At 56.4% G+C, this 22,707-nt stretch carries 24 protein-coding genes; 3 read left to right on the top strand and 21 right to left on the bottom strand.

Annotated elements, in window-relative coordinates; all coding sequences use genetic code 11:
• The first annotated feature begins 22 nt into the window (after window positions 1-22).
• Window positions 23-844: an ATP-binding protein gene (locus A3L10_RS09215; RefSeq protein ID WP_088867332.1), complete on the top strand. Its 822-nt coding sequence runs from the start codon at window positions 23-25 to the stop codon at window positions 842-844.
• Here A3L10_RS09215 and A3L10_RS09210 read toward each other — a convergent pair whose 3' ends face one another.
• From A3L10_RS09210 to A3L10_RS09140, 15 genes are all read right to left on the bottom strand, one after another.
• Window positions 845-2,026: an ABC transporter permease gene (locus A3L10_RS09210; protein ID WP_088867331.1), complete on the bottom strand. Its 1,182-nt coding sequence runs from the start codon at window positions 2,024-2,026 to the stop codon at window positions 845-847.
• Window positions 2,023-3,039, bottom strand: coding sequence for an ABC transporter permease subunit (locus A3L10_RS09205; RefSeq protein ID WP_157726927.1), 1,017 nt, complete (start codon window positions 3,037-3,039; stop codon window positions 2,023-2,025). Before A3L10_RS09205 ends, A3L10_RS09210 begins: the two co-directional genes overlap by 4 nt.
• Window positions 3,040-3,180: 141 nt before the next feature.
• Complete coding sequence (locus A3L10_RS09200) at window positions 3,181-4,404, bottom strand: alanyl-tRNA editing protein (protein ID WP_088867329.1); 1,224 nt, start codon at window positions 4,402-4,404, stop codon at window positions 3,181-3,183.
• Window positions 4,405-4,452: 48 nt separating this feature from the next.
• On the bottom strand, window positions 4,453-5,106 hold the full coding sequence (locus tag A3L10_RS09195; protein WP_088867328.1) for a V-type ATP synthase subunit D: 654 nt from the start codon (window positions 5,104-5,106) through the stop codon (window positions 4,453-4,455).
• 27 nt (window positions 5,107-5,133) lie between these two features.
• Complete coding sequence (locus A3L10_RS09190) at window positions 5,134-6,525, bottom strand: ATP synthase subunit B (RefSeq protein ID WP_088867327.1); 1,392 nt, start codon at window positions 6,523-6,525, stop codon at window positions 5,134-5,136.
• Window positions 6,526-6,530: 5 nt separating this feature from the next.
• Window positions 6,531-8,288, bottom strand: coding sequence for an ATP synthase subunit A (locus A3L10_RS09185; RefSeq protein WP_088867326.1), 1,758 nt, complete (start codon window positions 8,286-8,288; stop codon window positions 6,531-6,533).
• 6 nt (window positions 8,289-8,294) lie between these two features.
• Window positions 8,295-8,603: a V-type ATP synthase subunit F gene (locus A3L10_RS09180; protein ID WP_088181429.1), complete on the bottom strand. Its 309-nt coding sequence runs from the start codon at window positions 8,601-8,603 to the stop codon at window positions 8,295-8,297.
• Window positions 8,600-9,700: a V-type ATP synthase subunit C gene (locus A3L10_RS09175; RefSeq protein WP_088867325.1), complete on the bottom strand. Its 1,101-nt coding sequence runs from the start codon at window positions 9,698-9,700 to the stop codon at window positions 8,600-8,602. The genes A3L10_RS09180 and A3L10_RS09175 overlap by 4 nt, the downstream gene beginning before the upstream one ends.
• A gap of 5 nt (window positions 9,701-9,705) precedes the next feature.
• Window positions 9,706-10,317 (bottom strand): V-type ATP synthase subunit E, encoded by a 612-nt coding sequence (locus A3L10_RS09170; protein WP_088867324.1) that lies wholly within the window; start codon window positions 10,315-10,317, stop codon window positions 9,706-9,708.
• 39 nt (window positions 10,318-10,356) lie between these two features.
• On the bottom strand, window positions 10,357-10,845 hold the full coding sequence (locus tag A3L10_RS09165; protein ID WP_088867323.1) for a V-type ATP synthase subunit K: 489 nt from the start codon (window positions 10,843-10,845) through the stop codon (window positions 10,357-10,359).
• Window positions 10,846-10,860: 15 nt separating this feature from the next.
• A complete protein-coding gene (locus tag A3L10_RS09160) occupies window positions 10,861-12,837 on the bottom strand; it encodes a V-type ATP synthase subunit I (RefSeq protein ID WP_088867322.1) in 1,977 nt (658 codons plus the stop codon).
• A gap of 1 nt (window position 12,838) precedes the next feature.
• Window positions 12,839-13,150 carry a V-type ATP synthase subunit H gene (locus A3L10_RS09155; protein WP_088867321.1) on the bottom strand — a complete coding sequence of 104 codons (312 nt, stop codon included), beginning with the start codon at window positions 13,148-13,150 and terminating at the stop codon, window positions 12,839-12,841.
• A gap of 146 nt (window positions 13,151-13,296) precedes the next feature.
• Window positions 13,297-13,989, bottom strand: coding sequence for a potassium channel family protein (locus A3L10_RS09150; RefSeq protein ID WP_088181423.1), 693 nt, complete (start codon window positions 13,987-13,989; stop codon window positions 13,297-13,299).
• Window positions 13,989-15,512: a preprotein translocase subunit SecD gene (locus A3L10_RS09145; protein ID WP_088867320.1), complete on the bottom strand. Its 1,524-nt coding sequence runs from the start codon at window positions 15,510-15,512 to the stop codon at window positions 13,989-13,991. Before A3L10_RS09145 ends, A3L10_RS09150 begins: the two co-directional genes overlap by 1 nt.
• Window positions 15,509-16,423 carry a protein translocase subunit SecF gene (locus A3L10_RS09140; RefSeq protein ID WP_088867319.1) on the bottom strand — a complete coding sequence of 305 codons (915 nt, stop codon included), beginning with the start codon at window positions 16,421-16,423 and terminating at the stop codon, window positions 15,509-15,511. The genes A3L10_RS09145 and A3L10_RS09140 overlap by 4 nt, the downstream gene beginning before the upstream one ends.
• 331 nt (window positions 16,424-16,754) lie before the next feature.
• Here A3L10_RS09140 and speD point away from each other — a divergent pair, with 331 nt between their 5' ends.
• Entirely contained in the window at window positions 16,755-17,186 is a 432-nt protein-coding gene (speD, locus tag A3L10_RS09135) for an adenosylmethionine decarboxylase (RefSeq protein WP_088181420.1), read from the top strand.
• Window positions 17,187-17,229: 43 nt separating this feature from the next.
• Here speD and A3L10_RS09130 read toward each other — a convergent pair whose 3' ends face one another.
• Genes A3L10_RS09130 through A3L10_RS09120 form a run of 3 tightly spaced genes read right to left on the bottom strand, consistent with a single transcriptional unit; the run spans window position 17,230 to window position 18,906 of the window.
• Window positions 17,230-17,736 carry a PUA domain-containing protein gene (locus A3L10_RS09130; protein WP_088867318.1) on the bottom strand — a complete coding sequence of 169 codons (507 nt, stop codon included), beginning with the start codon at window positions 17,734-17,736 and terminating at the stop codon, window positions 17,230-17,232.
• Window positions 17,737-17,781: 45 nt separating this feature from the next.
• A complete protein-coding gene (locus tag A3L10_RS09125) occupies window positions 17,782-18,363 on the bottom strand; it encodes a hypothetical protein (protein WP_088867317.1) in 582 nt (193 codons plus the stop codon).
• A 27-nt stretch (window positions 18,364-18,390) separates the two neighbouring features.
• Window positions 18,391-18,906 carry a YkgJ family cysteine cluster protein gene (locus A3L10_RS09120; RefSeq protein WP_088867316.1) on the bottom strand — a complete coding sequence of 172 codons (516 nt, stop codon included), beginning with the start codon at window positions 18,904-18,906 and terminating at the stop codon, window positions 18,391-18,393.
• 125 nt (window positions 18,907-19,031) lie between these two features.
• Here A3L10_RS09120 and A3L10_RS09115 point away from each other — a divergent pair, with 125 nt between their 5' ends.
• Entirely contained in the window at window positions 19,032-19,676 is a 645-nt protein-coding gene (locus A3L10_RS09115; RefSeq protein WP_088181416.1) for an HdeD family acid-resistance protein, read from the top strand.
• A gap of 6 nt (window positions 19,677-19,682) precedes the next feature.
• On the opposite strand, the gene A3L10_RS09110 is transcribed toward A3L10_RS09115, so the two are convergent.
• The 3 genes from A3L10_RS09110 to A3L10_RS09100 form a co-directional block, all read right to left on the bottom strand.
• Window positions 19,683-20,210, bottom strand: a complete 528-nt coding sequence (locus tag A3L10_RS09110) for a hypothetical protein (protein WP_088867315.1) — start codon at window positions 20,208-20,210, stop codon at window positions 19,683-19,685.
• A gap of 9 nt (window positions 20,211-20,219) precedes the next feature.
• Window positions 20,220-20,795 (bottom strand): hypothetical protein, encoded by a 576-nt coding sequence (locus A3L10_RS09105; protein WP_232460972.1) that lies wholly within the window; start codon window positions 20,793-20,795, stop codon window positions 20,220-20,222.
• Between the two features lie 122 nt (window positions 20,796-20,917).
• On the bottom strand, window positions 20,918-22,690 hold the full coding sequence (locus A3L10_RS09100; protein WP_088867314.1) for a tRNA uridine(34) 5-carboxymethylaminomethyl modification radical SAM/GNAT enzyme Elp3: 1,773 nt from the start codon (window positions 22,688-22,690) through the stop codon (window positions 20,918-20,920).
• Between the last annotated feature and the right edge of the window lie 17 nt (window positions 22,691-22,707).

Below are 22,707 nucleotides of genomic sequence, written 5' to 3'. Positions count from 1 at the left end.
GGGGCCTTTCTTTCCTTCGACCATGCTCAAGTGCTCGCTCTGCATCCACGACGAGAGGACGGCAAAGATAGACATCATAGACGGAAAGCCCCTCTGCAGGGAGTGCCAGGTCTACCTGAGGCATCCCTTCGACCGCGAGGGGATAAGGAAGGAGCTCGAAGAGCTCATGGAAAACGTCGAGAGGGCAATCGTTGCCTATTCCGGCGGCAAAGACAGCGTAGTTGCCCTATACCTGGCCAAAGAGGTTTACAAGGTTCCGGAGCTTGAGGCGGTTATGATAGACCACGGACTCATGGCTGAGGAGGCGGTGGAGAACGCCGGGAGAATCGCCGAGCACCTCGGAGTTCCCTTTAAGATCCTCCGCTATGACTACTCCGACATCTTCCGCGATGCCCTTCTGAAGGCGGAGTCTCCGTGCAGGCGCTGCTCGAAGAGAACGATGGAGAAGCTGAGGAAATACGCCCTTAAGAACGGCTACCGCTACATCATAACCGGCCACGAGCTCCCCTTCGGCCACCACCCATACAGGCTCATGAAAGGGGGAATAATCCAGATAAGACTCCTCTCCCTAATGCCTGAGAGCGAGAGGATCGAGGTTCTCAAGGGGCTCCCCTTCGAGTTCCCGGAGCTGCCGGGCTACACAACCAACTGTCTCGTCCTCGGGCCCGCACTGGAGCGCTACTGGGAGAGGCACGGCCATAGCTTCGAGCATAGGAGAATAGCCGCCCTCGTCCGCTACGGTCTCATGGACAGGGAGAAGGCCGAGAGAGAGCTCTCAAAGCCAACTGTCCCAACGTGGCAAAGGAAGCTCGTCTTTGAAAAACTTGGAATAAGCTGCAAATAACTAAGACTTACCTGATAGGAGCGTTAGTCCCACGCTCACTAGAACTATCGCCATCGAAGGCGAGAGCGGCCACCACCAGAGGGAATAGATGGCGTTCTGGGTGAAGGCCTCGGCCACGAAGGAACCCCAGTTGGCTCCAGGGATTATCTGGAAGAGGCCCAGTATCGAGATGACCGCTATCATCTGGGCAAAGAGCAGGGTGGAGTAGGAGAGCGCGTAGGGAAGGACCGCCCTCATTATGTGGCGGAGGATTATTCCCAGGTCGCTCGCCCCGAGAACCCTCGCCGACTCTATGTACTCCTGAACCTTCTCGTGCATGACGATGCCCTTAACGGCACTGGCAAACTTGCCCACGAGCAGGAGGGCGAGTATTAGTGCAAGCTCAAACACGCCCATCTCAAGCTTGCCGTGAAAGCCCGTGGAGGAGAGGACGAATATTATCGCTATCGCCAGTGGTAGGTAGGGGATCGAGTTGAGGGCCTCGAGAATCACCGATACGGCATCACCGAGCCTCGTCTCGTAGTAGCCGGATCCTATTCCAAGGAGGATTCCCAGGAAGATGACGAGAACCGTCGTGAGGAGCGCGAGAATCAGCGTGTTCACGGTCGAGCCGACGAAGCCAACCCAGAGGTCCCTGCCTTTGTAGTCGGTTCCAAGGAGGGCATAGGTATCTCCGATGAGCTGTGCCTCGACGCTCCTCGGGTGTATCTGGATGGTGTATTTTCCGGGCAGGGGATTTCTATTTTCGTCCATGAAGAGGGCCTGCGTCGGGGTTATGAAGGCCAGATCCTCCCTCCTGAGACCGAGGTCCTCAATGGCAAAGCGTCTAGCCTGGAGGGCCAGCTCGGTGTTTGAGTTCACGCTGGTGGTTCCGTTTATTTCGGCGCTCAGGCGAACTACCTTACCGTCCGGCCGAAATATCGTGATTGAAACCTCACCGTTTCCGTGGAGTATCAGGTTAACCGGTGCCTTTTCGGTTACGGGGTACTCAACCTGCCCGCTGAATTCAACCGACTTGGAGGAATCGCCGAGCCACACGGGCCTGGCACCCCTGGGATAATCAAGCCAGAACAGGTAGTTGTCCCAGTTGGTGAGCCTCTCCCTGTCGAGGGTGGCGTAGGAAACAGCGGTGAAAAGGAGAAATGTAGCCAGTATCAGCGCACCGAGCGTTCTCCGCCTCATGCCGTCCCCCTCGGCTCCAGCTGTATCGCGAGTAGCTCCACCACAACTGAAACCAAGAAGTTCAAAAGCACCAGAACCACGACCACAAACGCAAAAGTCCTGGAGTAGAAGAACACGTTGTCTGGGGTTATCACGAGGGCCGATGCGAGCAGGGTTCCCAGGCCGTTGAGCCTGAAGAGGTAATCCACGACCAGGATGAGCGTCTGTATCTCGATGAAGTTCTGCAACCAGACGTACATCACCGGGACTATCGATGCCCGGATGACGTGCCTCTTGACCCTCATCTCGGAGAGGCCCATTGCCCTCTTGGCCTCAACGTAGGGCTGGTCGAACTCCTCCTTCATGACGACGGTTATCCCCTCGGCAAGCCCCCACGAGGCGACGAGAAGTATCGAGAGAACTGGGAAGGCGAAGTAAACGAGCATTCCCAAACCCGAGCCCTTGATGCCGTTCGCTAGGTCCGACGGTATCGGGGAGTAGATTATGAGCAGGAAGAAGAGGACGACGAAGAACCAAACAGGGATGCCGTTGAAAGTTCTCGCCGCCATCTGCAGGAAGCCGTAGAAGCGTTCGCTCCTCACGGCCCTAAATGACAGGAGGAGAGCCAAGAGCACCACGGAAACATCCGCAAGGACTAAGAAAAGCAACGTGCGGTAGATGTGATCCCAGCCCAGTCTCTCAAAGCCGTAGAGATGACCCCCGGACTCCTGTGTGGAGAGTCCAAAGAGGTTCTTCACTATGATCGCCATGTAATCCAAACCCACGTGGAGGGAGGACATGGCAAGCTCAGGATGGTTCTTTGGGGCAATATATTTGACGTAGTACTCAATCGGGTCCATGCCCACCTTTTCCGCTGCAGCTATCACCTTCCCGGCGTTTGGATTGAACTGAAAGAAGCCAACGGCCTCGTAATAAGCCAGCCTCTCCTCAACCCCCTTTATTGCATAACCGAGGACGAGGGCAATGAACAGGGTTACAATGGCGTATCTAAGCACTATTCTCCGCAGGGACAACCACCGACCCCCCAACAGGGAGACACGTACCATCGCTAACGAGCGTCAGTAAGAATTCTCGACAACGCTTAAAAAGTTTTACTTTTAATTAAAGCCATGCGCAACAAGTTCTAAAGTCTGAAAAACAAGGGGAAAAGAACGTCACTCAATGTAATCCCCGACAAGTCTGCGGGCGAGGTTTAGGACATCCTCCGGTGACACCTTGAACCCCCCACCCCTCGCGAGGGTTTCACTGCCGCCGCCACCGCCCCCGACCTCGGACAGAACCGCCTTCAGGAGGTCGTTCATTGAGAGACCCTCAACCTCCCGGTTCTTGGCGAATATCACGTAGTTCTCGCCGGCCACGAGGGCTACCGTCTTGGGGTTCTTGTCAACGAGGTAAACCACGAAGGCCTGGGCGTCCTTCATGGGGGCGTCTTCGATGTACGAGACCACCTTCACCCCGTCGATTTCCTCGGCGTTGTTCAGCAAGGCTTTGGCCTTCCATCTCCAGAGCTCCCTTCTAAGGCCGTCCTTTTCCTCCTCAAGCCTCCCGATTTCGGCCCTGAGCTCCCTCACGCGCTCGACGAGCGGGCGATTCTTGTTCGGCATCTCATCGAGACTCTGCCAGTAGTCCGCCATAAGCTCGTCCAGATATTTCAGAGCCCTGTTTCCACAGACGAACTCGATGCGCCAGAGCTTCCTGCTCTTCCGGTAGAAGTTAACGACCTTTATGATGCCAACTTCTCTCGTGCTCCTCACGTGCGTTCCGCCGCAGGGAATGACGTCAACCCCCGGAATTGAGACTATCCTTATCGGGGGCTTGACTTTATCGGAGAGCTCCTTCCGGAGCTTTTTTCTGAGTTCATCGGGAAGATTCTCGTAAACTTCCACCTCAACCGGAAGGTCCGACCAGACGATTCCGTTGGCGGTTCTCTCAACATCAAGAATTATCTCCCACGTAAGCTCGCCCGGATAGTCTATCTCTATCTTGTTGTATCCCTCGAATATCTGGAAGCCAGTCGTGTTGGCGTCGTAGAGCTCCTTGAAAACCGCCGAGAGTATGTGCTGTCCCGTGTGCTGGCGCATGTTCTCGTAGCGCCACTCGGCATCGAGGATTAGCCTCACCGGTTCGCCCGCCTCGGGAAGGCGGCCCTCAAGTTTTCCCTCGTGCCATATCTCGTCCTTCCCCTCGACCTTTTCGACGGTTATCCTGAAGCCCTCGCCGGCTATTATCCCCCTGTCGGAGGGCTGGCCCCCACCTTCCGGATAGAAAATCGTCCTGTCGAGTAGGATTCTCACTCTCTTGCCCCTTTTCTCGACCCTCTCAACCCTCGCGCCGGCCTCCCAGAGGTAGGCGTTCTTGTAGAACAGCTTTTCCGTCATGTCACCACCAAGAAGAAAAGGGAGACTGGAAATAAAAGGGTTGTTGCTTCACGAACCCTCAGCCTGGGTTCTGGCCTCGATCAACGCCTTGACCCTCTTGAGCCTGAAGAAGTTCTCGCGCTCCATCTCGTCGAGGCGCTGCTTGATGAACTTCACCGTCGCCTCCATGCGCGGGATTATGATGTACTCGAGGGCATTGACGCGCCTCTTGGTGACCTCTATCTCCTTCGCGAGCCTCTTGAGGGTCTCCTCGACTTCGGCGAGACGGACGGCTAGGTCGAGAACCTCCTCAAACTTCTCGGCGGCGAGGTCCACCTTGGCCGAGCTCGACACCAGTGCGTAGCCGCGCTCGTTCGTGCTCCTCCTGAAGGACTCTGCCTCGATGAGAGGAACCGGAACGCCCATTACGTTCCTCCTTCTTATCTCGACCTCCCTGTTGGGCTTCACGGAGAGGCCTATCTCCCTGAGGCGCAGCGTTCCGACGTCTATCTCCGCCGCCTGAAGGGCCGCGAAGGCCTCGGCCATCTTCATGCCCAGCTCCTCGCGGAGGCTCAGGGCCTCGTCGTATATCGTGAAGAACTCCATGACGAGGGCGTCCTGCTTGTCCTTGAGGAGTTTGTGACCTTTCTTGGCCAGCTTAATGCGCCTCTTGAGGTTCAGGAGCTCCATACGGGTGGGCTTGACGTTGAGCAGCTCTGCCATCTCGACCACCTAAGGGTTGAAGGGAGGTCAGCCCTCCCTCTTCCTGTACTTCGGGTGGTACTTGAGGATGTATTCCTTCCTGACACGCTTGAGCTCGCTCTCCGGAAGCTCGGCGAGAAGCTCCCAGCCGAGGTCGAGGGTCTCAAAGATGCTCCTGTCCTCGTCGTACCTCTGGGCGACGAATTCGCGCTCAAACCTGTCCGCGAACTTGAGGTACTTCCTGTCGGTCTCGCTGAGGGCCTCTTCACCGACGACTGCAACGAGGTCTCTCAGGGAGCGTCCCTCGGCGTATGCCGCGTAGAGCTGCTGGCTGAGCTGCGGGTGGTCCTCCCTGGTCATTCCCTTACCGATACCGTCCTTCATCAGACGGCTGAGGCTCGGAAGGACGTCAATGGGCGGGTAGATACCCTTCCTGTGCAGCTCCCTGCTGAGAACTATCTGTCCCTCGGTGATGTAACCGGTCAAATCTGGAATCGGGTGGGTGATATCGTCGTCCGGCATCGTCAGGATGGGCACCTGGGTGATGGAACCCTTCCTGCCCCTGACACGGCCGGCACGCTCGTAGATTGTCGCCAAGTCGGTGTACATGTAACCTGGATAACCGCGCCTTCCGGGAACCTCCTCACGAGCGGCGGAAATCTCACGTAAAGCTTCGGCGTAGTTGGTCATGTCGGTGAGTATAACCAGGACCTGCATGTCGTAGTCGTAGGCGAGGTATTCCGCAACGGTGAGTGCCATACGCGGGGTGATGATACGCTCGATGGCCGGGTCGTCGGCGAGGTTCAGGAAGAGGACCGCCCTCTCGATAGCACCGGTCTCCTCGAAGCTCTTCTTGAAGAAATTAGCTTCTTCGTAGGTGATACCCATCGCCGCGAAGACGACGGCGAACTGCTCCTCCTCACCGAGGACCTTAGCCTGCCTAGCTATCTGGGCAGCGAGCATGTTGTGTGGCAATCCAGAACCGCTGAAGATGGGCAGCTTCTGACCGCGGATGAGGGTGTTCATTCCGTCTATGGCGGAGACACCGGTCTGGATGAAGTCCCTAGGATAGGCACGGGCGACGGGGTTGAGGGGAGCACCGTGGACGTCGCGCCTGTCCTCGGGGATTATGTCCGGGCCTCCGTCGATCGGCTTTCCGATACCGTTGAAGACCCTGCCGAGCATGTCCATGCTGACCGGGACCTTGAGGGTCTCACCGGTGAAGCGGACGCGCGTCGTTTTGACGTCGAGGTCGCGCGTTCCCTCGAAGACCTGGACGATTGCCATGTCCTCCCTGGCTTCGAGAACCTGTCCCTTCCTCTTCTCACCGCTCTCGGTCTCAATCTCAACGACCTCACCGTAGGCGACGCCCTTGACGCCCTGGACGATCATGAGCGGCCCGTAAATCTTGCTAACGGTTGAGTACTCCATTCCCGGCATCGGCATCACGCTCCGTACTTCTTAAAGAGCTCCTCAAACTGCTCGTTCGTCTCATCGATGAGCGCCGCGACCTTCTCTATCTCGGGCTCGAACTTCATACGGCCTATCTTCTCCCTGACCGGGAGCTTGGCTATCTCGTCAACCGGAACTCCCCTGTCGACGGCCTCCATGGTCTTGTCGTAGAAGTTGAGCATAACGCGCATCATGGTGACCTGCTTCTTCGGCGGGCAGTAGGTGTCGACCTCGTCGAAGGCGTCCTGCTGGAGGAAGTCCTCACGTATCATCCTGGTCACGATGAGTATGGCCTTCTCCCTGTCCGGCAACGCATCCGGACCGACGATACGGACGATTTCCTGAAGTTCGGCCTCCTTCTGGAGGAGCGCCATTGCCTGGTCGCGCATCTTCCTCCACTCGGGGTCAACGTTCTTGTGCCACCAGTCCTGGATGGCGTCGATGTAGAGGGAGTAGCTCCTCAGCCAGTTGATGGCCGGGAAGTGCCTCCTCCTGGCCAAGTCGGCATCGAGTGCCCAGAAGACCTTGACGACGCGGAGGGTGTTCTGGACGACCGGCTCGCTGAAGTCTCCACCGGGCGGTGAGACCGCACCGATGACGGAAACACTTCCAATCCTCTCGTCGCTTCCGAGTGTAACGACACGACCGGCACGCTCGTAGAACTCCGCTATCTTGCTCGCGAGGTATGCCGGGTAACCTTCCTCACCGGGCATCTCCTCGAGACGGCCAGAAATCTCACGGAGCGCTTCCGCCCACCTGCTCGTCGAGTCGGCCATCAAAGCCACGTCATAGCCCTGGTCACGGAAGTACTCCGCTATGGTGATTCCGGTGTAGATTGAAGCCTCACGCGCGGCGACCGGCATGTTCGAGGTGTTGGCTATGAGAACCGTCCTCTCCATGAGCGGCTTTCCGGTCTTCGGGTCCTTGAGCTTGGGAAACTCCTCAAGGACATCGGTCATCTCGTTTCCGCGCTCGCCACAGCCTATGTAAACGACGACCTGCGCGTCACTCCACTTGGCGAGCTGGTGCTGGGTGACGGTCTTTCCTGAACCGAACGGACCGGGAATTGCCGCGGTTCCACCCTTCGCCTGGCTGAAGAAGGTGTCTATCGTCCTCTGGCCGGTGATGAGCGGAACCTCGGGCGGGAGCTTCTTCTTGTAGGGCCTCTTGACACGGACGGGCCAGCGGTGGTACATCTTGAGCTCCTCAATGCTCCCGTCCGGCTTCTTGACCTTGGCTATGACCTCCTCGATGGTGTAGTCGCCCTCCTCGACTATCTCTACTATCTCGCCCTCCACCCAGGGCGGGACGAGGATTCTGTGCTCGATGATGCTGGTCTCGGGAACAACACCGAGGACGTCGCCGCCAACGACCTTGTCCCCGACCTTGACCTTGGGCGTGAAGTGCCACTTCTTGTCCCTCGGCAGAGCGGGGGCGGTGAGACCCCTCGCGATGAAGTCACCACTCAGCTCCCTGAGGACCTCGAGCGGCCTCTGGATACCGTCGTACATTGCGGTGAGCAGTCCGGGACCGAGTTCAACGCTCAGCGAGGCGCCGGTTCCCTCGACCGGCTCCCCGGGCCTTATACCTGCGGTCTCCTCGTAGACCTGGATGACGGCTCTATCGCCCTCAAGGCGGATGATTTCTCCTATGAGTCCCATTTCGCCGACGCGAACCACTTCGTACATCTTGGAGCCCTTCATTTCGTCGGCAACGACGAGCGGACCGGTAACACGAATTATCCTTCCCATTTCCCTTCACCTCTTCAGCTCAACACCAATTGCCCTTCTAACTATCTCCTTGATCGCCTCTTCACCAAGCTTGGAGCCGGACTTGTCCGGCACCTGAAGAATGATTGGAACGGTAACCTCCGGAAGTTCAACCTTCCCAACGAATCTCTCGGTTATCAGGATTATTCCGATGTCGTCCCTCTCGACGAGCTCCTTCAGCTTGTTCCGGAGCCTCTCCATATCAAGCGGGGTGTCGTCGAAGGAATAAACCTCATGGGCACCGGCCAGCCTGAAGCCGAGCGCGGTGTCCTTATCGCCAAGCACGGCTATCTTCATGCAACATCACCCGCGAGTTCCTTTATCCTATCAGGGTGAACGCCGTCCTCGATGAGCTTCGCTATCGCCCTGAGCTTTCTGAGTTCCCTCTCCCTCTGGAGGATGTAACTGAGCGGTGCGGCAACGCTGAGCGGGTAGAACCTGTTGAGCTCGTTCATCCTCTCGAGGATGTGCCTCTCAAGGGCCCTCTCGAGGACGCTGAGATCCCTCTCGACCTCCTCCCTGACGTCCCTGATGACCTTTCCGTACTTCGTTGAGTCCAGCTCGGCCAAAGCCATGCTCAGGTCGTCGACGTGGAGGAGCGGGTCTAGCTTTACGCTTCCGCCGGGGATTATCAGCGGCCTTATCTCCTCCGCGGTCATTCCGGCCGACTTTGCCCTGAGGACGGTGAGTATGTTGGTCTTGTCTATCTTGAGCCTGACGAACTCCTCGAGGATAACGCGCTCGTCGTCCTTCCTCGAGAGAGCATACCTGAGGAGCTTTCCGTAGTGCATCCTGTAGAGCTCGGTTTCAAACTCCTGGAGCGATATCTCCCCGAGGAGCAGTCTCTGGTAGGGTTCCTCGTAGGGGGTGCCCTCAAGGATTACGAGTATCTCCTCCATGGTCTTTGCCTCTGCCATGGCCTTGACCTTGGGGAGCATCGGACCGATCTCCATGACGTAGTCGCCCGCAACCTCGCCGGCGAACTTGGCCTTAACCACGCTGGCTATGTTCCTGACGTCCCATTCCTCGAGCATGAACCTGAAGAACGGGCTAACCCTCTTCGGGAGGATCTTAATCATCAGCTCGTAGGTCCCGGCAAGGGCCTTTTCCAGGGCTCTCTCTATCTCCTCGACGGTGTAGCTCGAAACGTCGGTGAGGTAGTCCTTGTAGTCGGTGTCCTCTAGGCTAACGACGAAGTTCTGCAGCGTTCTGCTCTCGGCCAGCTCGTTGAAGCGCTGCTCGGTGAGGAGCTTCGCTTCCATGGCCTTTATCCTGGCGTTGGGGTACGAGTAGGGAGTGTATTTCCAGACTATCCTGGCCGTCTTGTATCCCACCCACACGAATACTACAGCCAGCGTCGTGTTGAGGATTCCGCTTACGGCTCCTGCTTCCATTAACCTCACCCGAAGAGAGCCTTGGCTATCTCTGCCCTGAGCTCGCTCTCAAACCTCTCTATCCTTGACTCGAAGGTGTTGTCCACCCTAACAGAGCTGTCGGGGGTCTCAACCAGGACGCCGCCTATGGTCGATATCGGCTCACCGAGGCTTATCTCCACGTCCCTTCCGAGCCTTGCCGCAACGGTCTTCCTGAACTCCCCGAGCTTGCTCTCAAGGAGCTTCAGGGTCTTAACGTTGGAGCGAATAATGCAAGCCTCCCCGCCGAGCTCTTCGAGGGCCTTGACGGTGAGGTCAACGAGCATCGGGAAGTACTCCTCCTCGGGAAGCTCAGCAAGCCTTTCCCTGAGGGCGGTTATTACCTCCTGGATGAGCTCCTCCTGAACCTCAAGGCGCTTCTTTCTGACCTCAAGCCTCGCGTTGGCTATTATGCGCTGCTTCTCCGTCTCGGCCTGGGTCTGGGCCTTCCTGAGTATCCACTCGGCTCTCGCTTCGGCCCTCTTTCTCGCCTCTTCCTTAATCTTTTCTGCCTCCTTCTGGGCCTCGTTGAGTATGTACTGTATCTTCTGCTCCGCTTCCCTGTTTATCTCCTGGATGATCAGCTCTGCTCCATCCATCCTCCTTCCTCCTTGGCCTATAAAGAAAGTTTGCGGGAGTCAGAAGCCGACTCCGGTGACTATCATGATCAGAGCGCCGACGAGACCGAAGATGGCCATGGTCTCCGCCATAGCGGAGAATATGATTCCCTGGGTGAAGGTCTTCGGGTTCTTGGCGACTGCACCGATGCTCGCGCTGGCGATGATTCCCTGCGGTATTGCCGAGAGACCGGTGAGGCCGACGGTGAGACCAGCACCGAGGAGGATGGCGCTCTTAACGATGTTGTCCATGCTGCTCGGGTCGGTGAACTTGAAGCCGCCACCGAGGATTCCGGAGACCATCAGGATGAGGAACAGCGTAATGAGGCCGTATATACTCTGGGTCATTGGCAGACCCTCAAGGATGAGGGCGTTCTTGAAGTTCCTCTCATCCTCGGCGACGACTCCGGCCGCTGCGGCACCGGCTATACCGACACCAAAGGCCGAAGCTGCTCCAGCTATTCCTGCGGCAAGGGCCGCACCGAGGGATACGTAAACTATCGGGTCCATCTTTCATGCACCTCCTTAAGCTTCAAACTCCAACTCGGAAACTTCTCTTTTTGCCCTGAAGGGCTGGAAGGGTTTACCTTCACCTGAATAGAACGTACCGAAAAATTCAACGTACTGGAGACGGAGCGAGTGAACGAACGCTCCGAGGGCGTTGATGGCGACCGAAAAGAGCTGGCCGCCTGCAAACAGTATGATTCCGATGAGTATGCCTATGGGAACGGGGCCGAGGCTCACGCCCCAGACCATCTGCACGAGGATGTTGATGACCATCGCTATTCCTGCGGTCGCTAGGGCGAGTGCCATGAGCCTCGCGTAGCTGAGCCAGCTGCCCACGAAGCCGAAGAAGTCCGAGATGACCAGGAGAACCGCCAGTGCACCGTTCTTGAGCTCGCTGAGTATGAAGAGCACCAGGCCAACTCCGAAGAGCGCCTTGCCAGGCATGCTCAGGGACTGGTTCTTACTGGCAAGGAACAGGAAGGTTATTCCGAGTATTATGAGCATCCACGAGAGCTGGTCGAGTATCGCATCCTTGGTTTCGCCGTTCCTGAGCTTGACTATGAAGCCGACGGTGTAGCCGGTGAAGAGGTGGGCTATACCTATCGCCAGGGCCAGCTGAAGCACCACTAGGGCATCCTGGAAGGTGTCCCAGACGCGCGGAACTGTGAATCCCGCGAGGTCGAAGGCGTTGCCGAAGTAGCTGCCAAAGATAACTCCCATCACCATCGTGAAGAACGAGCTTACCAGGAGGGTGTAGGCGAACTTGTAGGTGCCGTCGTTGAACTTCTTGTGTCCCTTGACGAGGAGCGCGGCTATTATCGCTATTATGAGACCGTACATGAAGTCGGTGAGCATGAATCCGAAGAAGAACGAGTAGGTGAAGGTTATTATCGGCGTCGGGTCTATCTCGTTGTACTTGGGGACGCCGTACATCTCGGTGAGCATCTCGAAGGGTCTCGCCCAGCCGGGGTTCTTGAGCTTTATCGGAATCTCGTCGAGCTCCTCCTCGGTCGGCTCCCTGATGTTGATGTAGGCCGTGCCGTTGGTCACCCTCTTGATACCCTCAAGGACCCTGGGGACATCGCTCCTTGGAAGCCAGCCGGTTAAAGCGAAGGTCATGTTGGTTCTGGCGAGCATCGGCAGCACGGTTGACTTGTCGCGCTCGTTCTCCATGAGCTCCTGGTAGAAGACGACGTCCTCGTAGTACTTCTCGGCAAGCATCTCCGCGTCCTTCTTGGCGCTCTCAAGCTCCTCCTCCTTGGCACGGAGCTTCTCCTCGTAGACCGCTATGAGCTCCCTCGGGGTCCCTTCTCCCTCGGGAACCTCCAGCCTCTCGAGGGAGTACTTGGCCAGAATCGGGTTGGCCCTGTCGTAGTCGGCTTTGAGGAAGACGAAAACGGCCAGAACCTTGTCCTTCAGATCCTTGGAAACTATGACCGCCCTGTTCTCCGTGGCCCTGGTTACCTCCTCAACGAGGGGCTTGAACTTGTTCCTGTCAACGGTTCCAACGACGATTTCGAGCATGTCGGTCGATTTGAGGTATGAAACGTCAAGGTTGAGCGCCGAGAGAAGCTCCAGTATCGCTATGTCGCCCTTTATCCTCTCGATTTCAGTCTGGGTGGCGGTTATCTTGCCCTCAACCGCCTTTATCTCCGGCTCGACGGCGCTGAGAAAGTCTTCAACGTCCTTGATGAGCTTCTCGATTCCCTCGTACCTGTACTTCTTCCTCGCCCTCTCCTTCGGAAAGATGAACTCCTTTATGCCGCCCCCGGTGGACTTTCGGTAGGCCTTCAGAAAATCAACGAGCCTTGAGATGGTTATGCTGTACGAGGCGGCCTTCCTGTGGTACTCGTTGGGTGAATCCTTCTGGGCTATCTCGACGTCGAGTTCCCTTATTTCAACCATGCCGTTCTCGTGGAGATACGTTAGAAGGCTGTCCTTGTAGCGGTTGAGCGTAATGACTTCTACCCTGACCATCTCTTCAGGCTTGAACATTTCAGCTCCCTCTCACGAGTGCTATTCCCGCAGAGATGGCCTTCTCGAAGTTGTTCGTGGCCTTGACCTTGAGCTCCTCGATCTCGGAGTTTCCCTCCTCGAGTATTCTCCTGGCCTCCTCCTCGCCCTCGAGGCGGGCCTTCTCGATGAGGGATTCTGCGTTTTTCTCGGCCTCTTCAACTATGCTCTTTTCGAGAAGCTTGGCCTCTTCGCGGGCCTTGAGGACTATCTCCTTGGCCTCCTCCTTGGCCCTCTCGATCCTCTCCTCGGCCTGCTTCTCTGCATCAACAATCTGCTTGATGACGTCCTCCATGATTAGCCCCCCAATGACACCGAAAACAGGTGATCCTCACGCCACCTTTGGCTTCCCTAATCGGTTTAAATAGTTTTTGGCCCACAAACCGAGGATTTGACGATGAAAGAACAAAAATGGACATGAAAGTTGAAAAAAATGTCATATTAACTTTCGTTCTCAGGTTTTTTCTTTTCCAGGAGCTTCTTCACATCGTCCAGAACGCTGTTCTTGGCGAATATTATGAGCTGACCGCGCTCCGGGAGCTTTGTATCGCCTGACGGAATTATGAGGTTGCCCTTCTCGTCGTAAACCGCCACCATGAGCGCGTCCCTCGGCAGCTTCAGGTCCTTGACCAGCTTGCCGGCTATCTCGCTGTCCCCGTTTATGCTGAAGCGGACTATCTCGGCACCCTCCTTCGGGAAGAGCACCCTGTCAAAGCCCGGCGTGACTATGTTCCTGCTGATGTACTCCGCGGCTATTTCCTCAGGCGAAATCACGAAGTCGAAGTAGCGCTTGAGGTCGGTGACCTCCTCGAATATGCGCCTGTTCTGTGGGTTGCTTATCCTGAGCGATGTCTTGATCTTGGGGTTGAGGTGCTTCGCCAGTATGCAGGCGAGCAGGTTGGCATCGTCCTTGCCCGTCAAAGCCGCGAAGGCGTCGGCCTGCTTTATGTTGGCCTCCTCAAGCGTTTTCGGATCGGTGGCATCGCCCTCGATGACCAGACCGTTGATGAGGAGGGAGAGCTCCTTGGCGCGCTCCTTGTCCATCTCTATTATGGTGACGTCGTGTCCCTCCTCCTCCAGCATCTTGGCCACGAGGTAGCCAACCCTTCCGGCACCCATTATAACGACGAACATCAGTCCTCACCGAGGAGGTATTTGGCTATTTCAGCGTAGGCTGGCCTTGTTATCAGGATTCCGATGAGCACGCCCAGTATCGTCGTGAAGGCGAATCCCTTGAGCGTTCCGACGAAGTAGACCAGCAGGAAGCTCATGGCAGCTATCGTCGTTGCCGCCGAGGCGAAGATGACGAAGAACGCCCTTCCCATCCTCTTGAGCACGCTGGAACGCCTGCTTATCTTCGTGGTCTTTTCCCCACCGAGGAGCTCGTCGGTTATGACTATCTGCTGGTCGACACCGGTACCTATGGCCGCGATGATACCTGCTATACTCGGGAGGTCGAGGTTCCACTTGATCAGCGCCGCGAAGCCCAGGATGATTATCGCCTCGAAGAGGCTGGTGGAGGCAACCGGTATGGCTATCCTCCACTTCCTGTAGTGGAAGTAGACGATGAGGAGAACCGTTATCAGCGCGCCTATGCCCGCATAGACGGCCTGCGTCCTGAAGCCCTCACCGAGCCTCGGGGAGATGAACTCCATGCCGACGACGCTGAGCTTGACCGGAAGCGAACCGCTCTTGAGGACGGTGTAGATGGTGCTGGCTTCCTGCTCGGCCGTGAGCCTGTCGGGTGCGCTTCCGGTTATCTGGACGTCCTGCTGGGGCTCTCCAACCGTGAGACCCTCACCGAGGGAGTACGGACCGTAGAGACCGAGAACCCTGACTATGAGTGCGTGGTCGCTCTCGCCCTGGGCCCTGGGAACGTACCTGACCGTGAGGTTCATCCCCTCAAGCTCGGTCTGAAGCTCCCCTGGAACGTCAACGAGGACTATCTTCTCCTTGCCCTGGGCGAGCTTGGCTATCTCGTCGGCGCTCTGGTTGGCGTAGGCGACGACGCTTATGTTGAAGGCCTTGCCTATCCTCTCCAGGAGCGTCGGCGCCTCCGGGGCCTCGGCGTTGAACTCCGAGCTGTTCATTGCCTTGTAAACGCTCTCGGGAACGACCATCAGGGAGTTGACCGGCGGGTCGAGGAACATGTCAACGGGCCAGCCCTTCTTACCGTAGGCCAGCTCGGCGAACTCCTCCGCGGCGCTCTTGGAGATTCTGAAGGGAACGCTCCAGCTGTTGTCGGGGTTTATCTTGTAGATGCCAACGTACTCGACGTCGCTGCCAGTTCCGAAAACCGTCCCCGTGAACTCCATGTAAAAGACACCCTGGCTCTCGATGACGCTCTTTATCTGGTTTGCTTCCTCGGGGGACGTGACGTTGGCAACTTTGATGAGGACTATCTGGTCCCCCTGAGCCTCAACTGTTATGTCCCTCAGACCGAGGGTGTTCAGCCTCTTCTGCAGCGAATCGACGACGAGCTGCATGGTCTTGGTGTCGACGGGATGTTCCGTCTGGGCAACGAGCGCAACACCGCCGCTTATGTCTATACCGAAGGTGAGCGGTTTGAGCGCAAGGGTCGCTATCGAGCCTATGAGGAAGAGCGTGAGCAGGATTATCCTCCAGTTCCGGAGGAGCTTTTTGGTTCTTCTCTTCATGCCTTACCACCCCTGGCAGCTTCCCTGGTGAGGTACCACTTGAGCACGCCCGCGTTGAGAACCCAGGTGTTCATGAAGTCCGCGAGCAGACCGAAGATGAGGACTATGGCGATGTTGTCTATGGTCTGTGAGGTCGAGATTATCCAGAGGATCAGCAGGGCACCGAGGGTAGTGGTGCTCATGGTGAAGCCCGTTGAAACGGCCGAGAGGTAGGCTTTGTCTATGGAGTCCTCCTTTCTCCTGAGGAGCTTAGTCGTCAGGAGGATGTTGCTGTCGACGGTGTAACCAATGAGCATGAGCAGGGCCGCTATCGTGGCGGTGGTGAGCTCGATTCCGAAGATGCCCATCAGGGCAACGGCTATCGTCATGTCCGAGAGAGCGGAGAATATTATCGTGAGGGACGGCACGAGGTTCCTGAAGAACAGAAAGACCACGACCGCCATGGCGAGGAACGCAAACACCAGCGCCCTTATTCCCTGCTGTTGGGCTATCTCTCCAAAGGTGGGCTGCACCTCGCTGTGGGTGTATTCGGCGTTTGGATACTCATCCTTCATGGCATCGATTATCTTGAGCGGATCGGTGCCTATAGGGGCGTAAACCCTGACACCGCTGGCTTTCACGCCTGTGAAGCTCTCGACCCTGACGTCCACCCCGATTTTATCGCTTATGTACTTGCCGAGTTCATCAGGATTCGCATCCACCCCGTAGGCGGTGACGACCACACCGCCGCGGAGGTCTATTCCAAGCGTTGGAAAGTTGACCGCGAGAAGTATCAGTGCTATCACGAAGACCGCGAGGGGGTACATTATCATCTTCCTGTACTCCATCCGCGCTAGAAAGCTCAGTTTTTCCTGTTTCTTTGCCCTCACGGAATTAGTGGAGGGCTTGGACTTCGGTTTAGACTTCGACATACCTTCACCCCTTCGTGAGTTTTCGTAAACTTGTCGTTAGTTGGAGGTATGAGTTTTAAAATTAGTGGTTCACGCTTAAAAAAGGCCATCGGTGAGCAGGATTAAACGAGGCGGAGAAGGGATTTAATCCATGAAAGAGCCTTCAAATCGGGCTTGGGAGGAAACCACCATAAGCTTTCGGAAAATTTCGATAACGACCAGGAAATAACCGTTCAATGCATTCCAGGCCAATTAAGAGCAGTTCAACACCAGAACGGTCCGTTCACAGCTCTCCACTTTAGGGCTTAACTTTAAAAAGGGTTCGTAATAGGAGCAACAAGAGGTGAGAGCCATGGCTGAGATAGAGACGATCGGGTTCCACTACGTTGTTGAGGCCGCAGGTTGCGATCCCGAAATCCTCGGTAACGCTGACAAGATAAGAGAGATATTCCTAGAGGCCGCCAAGGTTGGTAAAATGGAGGTCAAGGCGAGCTATTTCTTTAAGTTCTCGCCCACGGGCGTCAGCGGCATGGTCATCGTCGCCGAGAGCCACATCTCGATACACACCTGGCCCGAAAAGGGCTACGCCGCCCTGGACGTCTACACCTGCGGAACCACCGCCGACCCGGAGAAGGCCGTTGACTACATCCTCGACAAGCTCCGCGCCCAGTACGCCCACGTTTCCGAGATAAAGCGCGGAATAGAGGAAGAGGACGAGACCTTCACCCACATGATACTCACGTGGGAGGAGAAGCTCGAGAGAACCAACAACGGCAAGAACTAAGAACCGGGAACTTTTTCTTTTTCTGTTCTCCACACCACCAGCGCTACCGCTTCCTCCTTATGAACTCCCCTATGTCCGTGACGTTCAGGATGAACTTTCTCCTGCTCTCGGGGTTTATCCTGCCGATGCCGAGGATGATCCCGTTCTCGTCGTAGATAACGAGCTTCTTCGTTCCCTGCCAGTTGTATTTTCTCACACCGCTTCTCGGCACGTCCTTTCCGGTGGTGAAGAGGAAGCCCGCCTTCGGGCTGAGAACCGCGTAGTTCTTCTCAACCCTCACGAAGTAGAAGAACTCGACGTTGGGGTAGAACTTCTCGACCAGGTTTTTGTCCACTTTTATCGTGCCGACAAAGGTTCCGTAGGCGTAGGGCTTGACCTTCATCCCCTCAATCTCGGCCCACACCCTCTCGTTAACGGCGTAAACGTCGCGGAACTTCCCCTCGACTATCGCAAAGAAGTGATGCTCCAGCTCGCCGTACTTCTCGGCCTCGCGAAGGATCAAATCGTACTCCCAGGACGAGGCCCGCCTATACCTCAGCTCGCCCTCCATGAACCCACCGGTTGGGAGTCTTAGGCATTCCTTAAAAGGCTTAGCTCAGCTTGAGTTGGTGAGGTTCGGGGGAGGCATCTCAACCGGGTGCTCCACGACAATCGTGGCGTTCCTCGGGATGCTCTCGTTCATGTGGACGTGGATGTAGTAGTCGGTGACCACCCACTGGGCCGTTGCGGCACTGATGAAGGCCGAGATGCCCAGGAAAGCTATTATCGCGGCGGCAACGGCATCGGGAACCTTCTCCTCCAGCAGCCAGAGGGAGACAATTCCCCCGATGGATGAGACGAACCAGATGCCGAAGGCTATGGGGAGGAGGGGAGTTTCCGTACTGGTGAGGGTTTGCAGTATCACCCAGGCTGAACCGAGGGCGCCGAATGCGAAGTACGCCGAGCCGAGTAGCCTGCCCCGTTTTGGCCTCGGGGAGATTCCCAGGTAGTAGAGGGACGCCATCGCCAGGAGAAAGTAGACAATGATGAGAACGGGCAGACTCCAAGCAATCTTTGGATAGAGGGACTCCGGAACTATCCCCGAGAACATTATGGCCGGAAAGCCGTAGAAAATCAGATTGATGACCAATTGAACGATGAAGCAACCGAGCAGGAGGGGGAGCTTCCAGTTCCTCATGTTTCCAAATAGCCGCCTATGGTATATCTACCTTTCGAGCTCATCCATGAGCCTCGCGAGGCCCTCCATGTCGGTTCTCTCGAGTTCCCTCTCGAATTCAAGGCCGAGCTCGGCGATCTCCTCTGGGGTTATTAGGGTCTCCGGCTCGTCGGCGTTTATCCCGGGACAGGATGCATCGTAGTAGAGCCAGAGCCTCTGGCCCTTGTACTGGAACGGCCTTTCGCCCTCGACCCCGAGCGGTTTGCGCGAAACCATGAAGGGATATATCCTGCAGATTATCGGGTTAACCTCATGAATCCGGCACTTCCCGGTTTCGGGGTCGTGGAAGACGCAGCCGAGGTCCCATTCTCTCACGGCCAGAACGAAGCGGATTCTATTCCCCTCCACGGAGAACGTCACGAAGTCCTGTGGGTCGTGGCCGGCCCTCGCTATTCTCTCTATGTCCCTCAGCGTCAGGTACACGTGTCTCCCGCGGCAGCAGTCGAGGCAGTAGAGACACCTGAAGGGCACCGGTTGGATGAAGGGTCTCGGTTCGAACCTCATGGAATTCAATTCAGGGATCTGGTTAAAAATGCATCGGAATATTTTCGAAAACTATTCGACGAAAGGTTTTTATGGGTTCGAAGTGGATACCTTATTTGCAAAAAAGCGTTTTGGAGGTAGTACCTATGGATGAAGTTAAGGAACCTTCTGGGGTCGAGGGAGAGAAGAAACCAATGACCCCGGAGGAGTACGAGGAGTACAAGGAGGAGATGGCCAAGAAGCAGATGGCCAGCGTCATGGCCCACTGGCCCTGGTATCTGATCCTCGGTATAGTGTTGACCGTTCTCGGTATCGTCGGTCTGGGAATGCTCCCGTTCGTAACGCTCGCCAGCATAGCCGTCTTCGGAGTGTTCCTGATAGTCGGCGGTATAATGCTCATATTCGCGGGACTCTTCGGCCGCGGCGAGACCGGGGGAACGAGAATATTCCAGCTGCTGCTGGCGGTTCTCTACTTGGCGGTGGGCGTCACCATGATCGAGGAGCCGCTGATATCGGCCCAGATACTGACCTTCATACTCGGTGGAGCGTTCTTCATCTTCGGTATCGTCAAGGTGCTGATGGGCTTCAAGGTTCAGAACGGTGGACTGGTCATATTCTCCGGCGTCATAGACTTCTTCATCGGCGCCATGATACTGGCCAACTGGCCGGAGTGGAGCCCCTGGGTCATAGGAATCTTCGTCGCGGTGGAGCTGATCGTCGCCGGGGCGAGCTTCATTGCCATCTCGCTCGGCGCAAGGTCAATGAAAAAGGAAGCCGAAACGGGGGTTTAATCCCCTTTAGCTTTTTCCGTAGGCGACCTTGAAGGCGCCCCAGTCGATTTTCTCGCCGTATGTCACCGTGAAGTTAATCAGCTCGTACTTCTCCGGGTTTCCTTCCGGCTTGTAGAAGATTAGGTGATATCCGGGCTCGACGTACCAGTAGAAGGCCGGGGTTACCACGAAGAAGTACTTGGAGATCGTCAGCTCCCTCACGCACTTCTCGCTCACGATGAACTTCTGTCCATCCCAGAAGGCAACGTCGGCACACCAGCCGGGCGTTTGAATCTTAAGGAACACGGAGTCCCCGTAGTCATCGTTTCCCTTCAGTATCAGGTGTCCCTGCATGTCAACGGCGTTCTCCCATGTGTAGTTGCCGAGTGTTATGTTCTCAAGGAGGAGTATCTGGCCCTTCGGAGCGGCAACGCCGTACGGAACGACTTTGTGGGTGAGGAGGGGATAGTAAACTATCCTGAAGATGAGAATCCCAAAAACGAGGACTATGAAGAGAACCTTGAGCCGAAACGCCGTTTCGTAGGACAACCTCATGATACCACCTCACGACTTTCCAATGGACACTTTGAATGCCCCCCAATCCGTTTCCCCGCCGTAGGTTACGGTGAAGTTGACCAGCTCGTACTTGTTAACCTCCCCGTCCTTGTGGAACACGAGGATGTATCCGGGCTCGAGGTACCAGTAGAGTATCTCCCTCGCCTCATGGGTGGGGAGTCTCTTGAAGGCGTACTGGCTCATCTGAAACTCCCTCGCGCAGTCGTACTTTCTCACCCAGCCCTTTGAGGAGCCTCCCCAAACCCACAGGTCAACGCACCAGCCGGGCGTGGAAACGCTGACCGTCAGGGTCTCCCCGGCGTCGTCGTTACCCTTGAGGACGAGGGCGTTGTTCTTCGATGTGAAGGGCACGGCATTGGTGTAGTTAACTCCGTTGATTGAAAAGTTTTGGGCCAGTATTATCTGGCCCTTCGGGGCGGCAACTCCCCAGGGGTTGGTCTGATGGCTCAGCAGGGGGTAATACACTATCATGAATATAACGATTCCAAAGATGACCGCCAGTATGAGAACCTTGGCTCTAAAGGTCGTCTCGTAAGATATTCTTGACCTGCCACCCTTCGCCACTCCGGCTCACCTCAGTCCACAATTGTTCATCAGTGCTTAAAAGTTTTACTGATGAGAAAAGGTTTTTTCCTCCGAACCGGGTGATGGGAATAAGCCGAAGTTGAGGAAAAAGGAAACACCTTTCAGGTGTTCAGGTGGCCGTCGAAGTGTCCGCGGGTTTCGAAGTCAGCGTAGCCCTTATCGAGCCGCTTTGCCACGTACGGCCCGTTCTTCCGGTAGCCGAACTTTCTGTAGTAGTTCCTGACGCCGACACCGCTGATGACGAGCATCTTCTTCACATCGAATTCCTCGCGGGCAATCCTCTCGGCCTCCGCAAGGAGTTCCCTTCCGTAACCGCGGTGCTGCCACTCGTAGCGGGGCTTTCCCCCAATGGGCACGAGCGGGCCGTAAATGTGGAGCTCCCTGACTATCGCCGAGGGACAGCAGTTTATCTCCCTCCTGTGGGCCTTCTCGCTCGGAATTCTGAGGCGGAGGAAGCCTATCAGAATGTCGTTCTTAACGTCCTCGAAGCTGAGGAAAATCTCCCTGCCTCCAGCCGCCCCATAGTCCTCTCGGAGGAGTTTGATGTGCTCTACCTCTGGTTCGACTCCAAACTTCTCCATCATGTGGCCGACTTCCCTAAAGCGGATCTCCCTCGGCCTTATGCCCCTCTTCACGAGTTCGTTGAAGACGAGCTGGCCCAGATTGGAGTGCTTCACCCCATCAACGATGAGCTGAACGGGTATATCGCGCTGGATCCTCATCACACGAACCCACTTCGGGAAGAGCTTGTAGGCCTCGACGAGAAGCTCAACGGCCTCCTCAGTACGGTAGGGGCGGTACTTGCCCTCCTTCCACCAGCGGTAGAGGGGAGCATCGGCGGTAACGAGCGTTGGATATATCTTCAGCATGTCCGGACGGAAGCGGGGATCCTCGAAAATCGCCTTGAATGTGTAGAGGTCCCTCTCAAAGTTGCTTCCGGGCAGGCCGGGCATTATGTGGTAGTTGATTTTCAGTCCAGCGTCGCGGAGAAGCTGAGTGGCTTTAACTATCTCCTCGACGCCGTGCCCCCTTCTGGTTCTCTCGTGGATGAAGTTGAATATGGTCTGCACTCCAAGTTCAACCCTCGTCGTTCCGAGCTTCAGCATCCTGTCTATGTGCCTCTCGAAGGCCCAGTCCGGGCGGGTTTCGATGGTAAGGCCTACCATCCTGACCTTGGCCCTCTCGTTCTTCCTCTGCTCGTCCTCGAGGTAGTAGTAGGGCTTTGAGTGGGTTTTCTCCCATGCCTCCTTGAACTTCGGGTCCTCCTCAAAGACGGACTCATCCTTCTTCACTATCAGCCTGACGAGCTTCTCCTCAAGGTTCTCGATATCCTTAAAGTGCGGGAAGTCGTTCATCGCCTTGAAGGCGCACTTGACGAACCACTCTTGGTAGTCCAGATCAACGGCCGGGAAGGTTCCGCCCTGGATTATGACCTCCACCTTGTCCACGTCGTGCCCTATGTCTGTGAGCTGCTTTAACCTACGCATCATGATGATGTATGGATGATAGGCGCTCTGAACGGCCCTCAGGGCGGAAGGTTCTTTTCCGGTGTAGCTCTGGGGGGAGCCGACGCTCGGTCCCCCGGGACAGTAGATGCAGCGCCCGTGGGGACACGGGAAGGGCTTGGTCATCATGGCAACCACGGCGACGCCGCTTATCGTTCTCGTCGGCTTTCTCCTAAGCAGGTCCCTGAACTCCTCCCGCCTGTCCTCCGGGATGGCCTTGAGGATGTCAGAGTTACCGGGAATCTTCGAGAGATGATACTTCCTGGATACGGCTATCTTGTACCTGTTGAGCTCCTCACGGCTCTTTATCTCGCCTTTCATGACGGCCCTCGCGAGCTCCTCGACGGCCTTTCGGAAATCCTCACCCATCTCAACACCTCTCGGCT

This window comes from Thermococcus radiotolerans (genome assembly GCF_002214565.1).
GTDB lineage: Archaea > Methanobacteriota_B > Thermococci > Thermococcales > Thermococcaceae > Thermococcus > Thermococcus radiotolerans.
This window is presented reverse-complemented; position numbering and strand designations above follow the sequence as displayed.